At 71.2% G+C, this 4,829-nt stretch carries 4 protein-coding genes; all 4 read right to left on the bottom strand.

Features of this window, described 5'->3' with window-relative positions; genetic code table 11:
- Positions 1-176: 176 nt before the first annotated feature.
- Positions 177-1,262: an aldo/keto reductase gene (locus tag D7V93_RS38060; RefSeq protein ID WP_120647985.1), complete on the bottom strand. Its 1,086-nt coding sequence runs from the start codon at positions 1,260-1,262 to the stop codon at positions 177-179.
- Positions 1,263-1,417: 155 nt separating this feature from the next.
- Complete coding sequence (locus tag D7V93_RS38055) at positions 1,418-2,860, bottom strand: S41 family peptidase (RefSeq protein WP_120647984.1); 1,443 nt, start codon at positions 2,858-2,860, stop codon at positions 1,418-1,420.
- A 65-nt stretch (positions 2,861-2,925) separates the two neighbouring features.
- Positions 2,926-3,552 carry a DUF1360 domain-containing protein gene (locus tag D7V93_RS38050; protein WP_120647983.1) on the bottom strand — a complete coding sequence of 209 codons (627 nt, stop codon included), beginning with the start codon at positions 3,550-3,552 and terminating at the stop codon, positions 2,926-2,928.
- Positions 3,553-3,617: 65 nt separating this feature from the next.
- Complete coding sequence (locus D7V93_RS38045) at positions 3,618-4,658, bottom strand: zinc-dependent alcohol dehydrogenase family protein (protein WP_120647982.1); 1,041 nt, start codon at positions 4,656-4,658, stop codon at positions 3,618-3,620.
- Positions 4,659-4,829 lie beyond the last annotated feature (171 nt).

Genomic DNA, 4,829 nt, shown 5'->3' with positions numbered 1-4,829 from the left:
CCCACCCGACTGCCAGGGGACCGATACTAGGAACGGCCCCCGTTCGCGCTACCGCGAGCGTCCGGTCCTGAACGCTCCGGCCGCCGTTTTCCCGTTGGCACGGGCCCAAACGTAAGGCCTCGCACGCGACGGTGTGCGCCCCTGTGCCGATGGGGCCGGTGTTTCCGCAGCCTGGATCAGTAGCGCTGGGCGTCCGTCTTGGGCGTCAGGCCGCTCGGCTCGGCCTGGACGCCGTTCACGCTCAGGCCCGCGTGCATGAAGGACGAGGCGTTCTGGAGGAAGGCCGACGGGAAATCGAGCGTGGGCTTGGAGAGCTCATCCAGCGCCTGCACCTGCGCGGACGTGAGCTTCACGTCCAGGGCCCCCAGGTTGTTGTCCAGTTGCTCCAGCGTGCGCGCGCCCAGGATGGTGGACGCCACGCCCGGACGGCCCTGCACCCAGGCCAGCGCCACGCGCGCCACCGTGGAGCTCTGCTCCTTCGCCACGCGCTGGAGCAGGTCGATGAGGGCATAGGTCTTCTCGTTGAGCGAGCTCTCCGCCCACGCGCCCCGGTCCGCCTTCTGCTTGCCCGCGTTCTCGCGCGTGTACTTGCCGCTCAGCGCGCCGCTGCGCAGCGGCGACCACGGCGTCACGCCCAGCCCCAGCTCCAGCGCCATGGGGATGAGCTCTCCCTCCACCGTGCGCTCCAGCAGCGAGTATTCAATCTGCAACGCCACCAGCGGTGCCCAGCCCCGGAAGAACGCCGTCACCTGCGCCTGCGCGACCTTCCATGCCGGCGTGTCGGAGAAGCCCACGTAGCGGACCTTGCCCGAGCGCACGAGGTCATCCAGCGCGCGCATCGTCTCCTCGATGGGCGTGTTCGCGTCCCACGCGTGCATCCAGTACAGGTCGATGTAGTCCGTCTGGAGCCGGCGCAGCGACTCCTCGCACGCGGCCAGCACCGACTTGCGGCCCGCGCCGCCGCCGTTCGGATCCTTCTCGAAGAGGTTGCCGAAGAACTTGGTGGCAATCACCACCCGGTTGCGTTTCGACGGCTCCTTCCCCAGGTGGTCCCCGATGATCTTCTCCGAATGGCCGAACGTGTACACGTTCGCCGTGTCGATGAAGTTGCCGCCCCGCTCGATGAAGCGGTCCATGATGGCGTTGGACGTCTGCACGCTGCTGCCCCAGCCCAGGTCCTCGCCGAACGTCATGGCTCCAAGGCAGAAGGGACTGACGCGCAGGCCGGAGCGGCCCAGGGTGACGTAGTGGTTGAGCGACATGACGGGGCTCCCCGCGAAGAAGGTGGCACGGCCGAAGGCGCACGCAGAGAACCCCATGCGACCCACCGCGCCAACGCCCCCGGGGTCCCGGACGTCCAGCGCGGAACAGCGCCGTGCCGCGCTCCGACTCCCGGGTGACACCCGGGCCCGCGGCCTCACGGCAGCTTGCGCAGGCGCGGCAGCAGCTCCGTCACCGGGCGGCCCAGGTCCTCCGCGTCCAGGTACACCTGCACCGCGTGCCCCACGCCCTCCACGGGCTCGGCGAAGTAGTTGCGCTTGGTGGGCACCACCCAGGTGAGCCCCGTGCGCGGCAGGACGAAGCTGGGAGCGTTGCCGTAGGTGAGGAAGCCGCCCGTGCGCTCGCCCACCATCGGCGCGCCCGTGGCGCGGTGGAGCGCGTAGGCCGCGCTCTCTCCCGATGACGCGGAGCCGCGGTCCACCAGCACCACGATGCGGCCCGTATAGGGCGTCTTCGCGTGGCCCTCGACCCGGCCGCTGTCGAACACAGGCCGGGAGGGCTCGGGCGGCACGGGCCACTTCATTCCGAGCGCCTGCCGCTCCGCGAGCGCTTCCGGGGTGTCCAGCCGTCCATCCAACGCCTGCCGCAGCACGCGCGTGTTCCAGTCGAAGCACGGGTAGAACGCGCCGTGCATCCACACCTCGCCCGAGGAGAACCACGGGCCCCGCACCATCGTGTCCAGCCACTCGTACACGTAGCCGTCGTTGCCGCCGCCGTTGCCCCGGAAGTCGAACACCAGCAGCTTGTGCTTGCGGTGCTTCGGCGCGTCCGCGACGAACTGACGCAGCCGCGCCTCCGCCTCGGGCGGGCCGGAGAAGCGGCGCAGCGTGATGATGCCCACGTCGCCCTTCGGCTCGTACGAGTACACGTCCGAGGGCGCCGGCTGGGGCGGACGCTTGGGACGGACCGTGAGCGTGAGCGACGTGGCGCCACACGTCAGCGCTCGCGTGTCGCCTTCGCCCCTCACGGACACGGTGAGGCGCTGTGTCCGGGAGCCGTCCGGCTTCAGCACCGGCGCGACCCGCAGCGTGTCCGCCTGCGCGCCCGGGAGGGTGTTCGCGTCGCAGGACTCCAGCGCGAGGCCCGGCGGAGCTTCCGCCTGGTACTCGTGGAAGGCCAGGCGCGGATCCTCGCGGAGCAGGCTCAGCAGTCCGGACGGACCGAAGTGGTTGTCCGTCAGCGCTTCGCGGATGGCGACCGTCGGTGCGAGCACGCCGTCCTGGAAGGACACGGTGGATCCGGACGCGGCCACCTTCGCGCTCCAGTCCTCGAAGAAGCGATCCGGATCGAACGTGCGGTGCGCGAGCAGCTCCGGCCAGCCGGAGTACGTGGTGCGCAGCAACTGGTGCAGGAAGCGCACGTCGTCGGAGAGGGCGGCGCTGTCCACGCGCGTCTCGGGCGTGGGCTTCGGGCGACGGAACGCGCTGCTCAGGACGGGGCTGTCCGGGTCGAAGCAGTACGCGGCGCCGGTGAGCTTCGGATCCAGGTAGGGCGCGCGCGGGGTGGAGGGCACGGAAGCGTCGGGCGCGGAGGGGGCCGCCACCGCCAGCAGGCCCCCCAGGACGAGGGAGAGGTGCATGCCCCTTCATACGATGCGGGCCCCGGCGCCATTGCCGGAAGTGGGCCTCGGCTCCCTCAGTTCCTTCAGCTCGGAGACGGGATGGGGGCGCGGCCGGCCTCCACCACCTGCGGCCCGCTGCCGGGAAGCTGCACACCGACGTCCGCCTCCCGCTCCTGCTGCTTCGAAAGCAACTGCGCCTGCGCGCGGGTGCGGTGCAGCCCTTCGCCCAGCCACTCGTAGGCCCGGTGCAGGAAGAAGGACGCGGCGCTGAGCGCGAAGATGGAGGCCACGAAGCGGGTCTCGCGCGGACGCACCGTCGACGCGGCCACGAAGCCCGTGGCCACCCAGGGGCTCAGGCAGAAGGGACAGTCCAGCAGCTCCCCCAGCGCGCGTCGGGGGCCTTCGCCGCGGGCCTTCTCCACCACCTCGCCCGCGGTGCTGTCAGCCTCGTAGCGCACGAACGGAGCGCGCAGCGGGCTCGTCACCCGGTCCAACGTCACCAGCCGCGACACCGCGTGCGTGGCGATGCCGAACAGCGCCAGGTCCTTCCACCCCAGCCGCTCCGGGAGCCGCCGTCCGGAGGCGCTCATCCATCCCAGGAAGCCCACCACCGACGTGCCGAAGGCCCCGATGAGCGCCGCGTACGAGCCCAGCGGGTGGTGCTCCGAGTCATAGCCGGTGAACGGTCCCGTCTCCTGAAGCGCTTTCATGCGGTGCCTGGCCTCCGTGTATCGCCAAAGCTGTGCACTCCCCCTGGGACCAAGCATCCAGGCGGTCAGGCGCGTGGGCTCCCGCTCCCATGCGCCCCCTCCCCGTTGCCCGTCAGGTCCAGGACCGCCGCACCCCGTACACGGCCTTCACGCAGGGCCTGGAGCGCTTCGTTCGCGGCGGCCAGGGGAAACCGCTGCACCTCGGTGCGCACGGGCACGCGCGGCGCGAGCGCCAGGAAGTCCACCGCGTCCATGCGCGTGAGGTTCGCCACCGAGCGCACCACCCGCTCCTCCCACAGCACCGAATAGGGGAACGCGGGGATGTCACTCATGTGGATGCCGCCGCACACCACCACGCCGCCCTTGTCCACGGCGCGCAGCGCGGCGGGCACCAGCGCGCCCACGGGGGCGAAGAGGATGGCCGCGTCCAACGGCTCCGGCGGCAGCAGGTCCGAGCCTCCCGCCCACGCCGCGCCCAGCTCGCGCGCGAACGCCTGCCCCTTCACGTCGCCCTCGCGCGTGAAGGCATACACCTTGCGCCCCTGGTGCCGAGCCACCTGGATGAGGATGTGCGCGGCGGCGCCAAAGCCATACAACCCCAGCCGGGGCCCCTCTCCCGCCATGCGCAGGCTGCGGAAGCCGATGAGCCCCGCGCACATCAGGGGCGCGGCCTCCACGTCCCGGTACGACGACGGCAGCGGGAAGCAGAAGCGCGCATCCGCCACGGTGTACTCCGCGAAACCGCCGTCCAGGTCGTAGCCGGTGAAGCGCGCCGTGTCGCAGAGGTTCTCCCGCCCGGAGCGACAGAAGCGGCACTGACCGCAGCTCCACCCCAGCCACGGCACGCCCACGCGCGTGCCGGGAGCCAGGCCTCTCACCCGCTCGCCCGGCGTCACCACCGTCGCCACGATTTCGTGGCCCGGCACCAGCGGCAGCTTCGGGCGGATCAGCTCGCCGTCCACCACGTGCAGGTCCGTGCGACACACGGCGCAGGCGAGGACCTTCAACAACACCTGCTCCGGCCCGGGCTCCGGGAGGGGGAGGTGCTCCTCCCGCAGCGGCTGCCCGGCTGCGTGGAGCACCATCGCCCGCATGGTCCCTGCCATGGCCCGCCTGCCTTCCTGCCCGCGGACTTCACGGGTGTCGAAGGCAAGGTAGTCAGTGCCAGTTGACCTGACCGCTGCCGTTCACACGTATCTGGGTGGAGAGGGCGTGGCCAAAGAGGTCCACGCTCCCCGACGAGTCGAGTGTGATGACCACCCCGCCCCCATCCACAT

It is taken from the genome of Corallococcus llansteffanensis (genome assembly GCF_003612055.1).
Lineage (GTDB): Bacteria > Myxococcota > Myxococcia > Myxococcales > Myxococcaceae > Corallococcus > Corallococcus llansteffanensis.
This window is presented reverse-complemented; position numbering and strand designations above follow the sequence as displayed.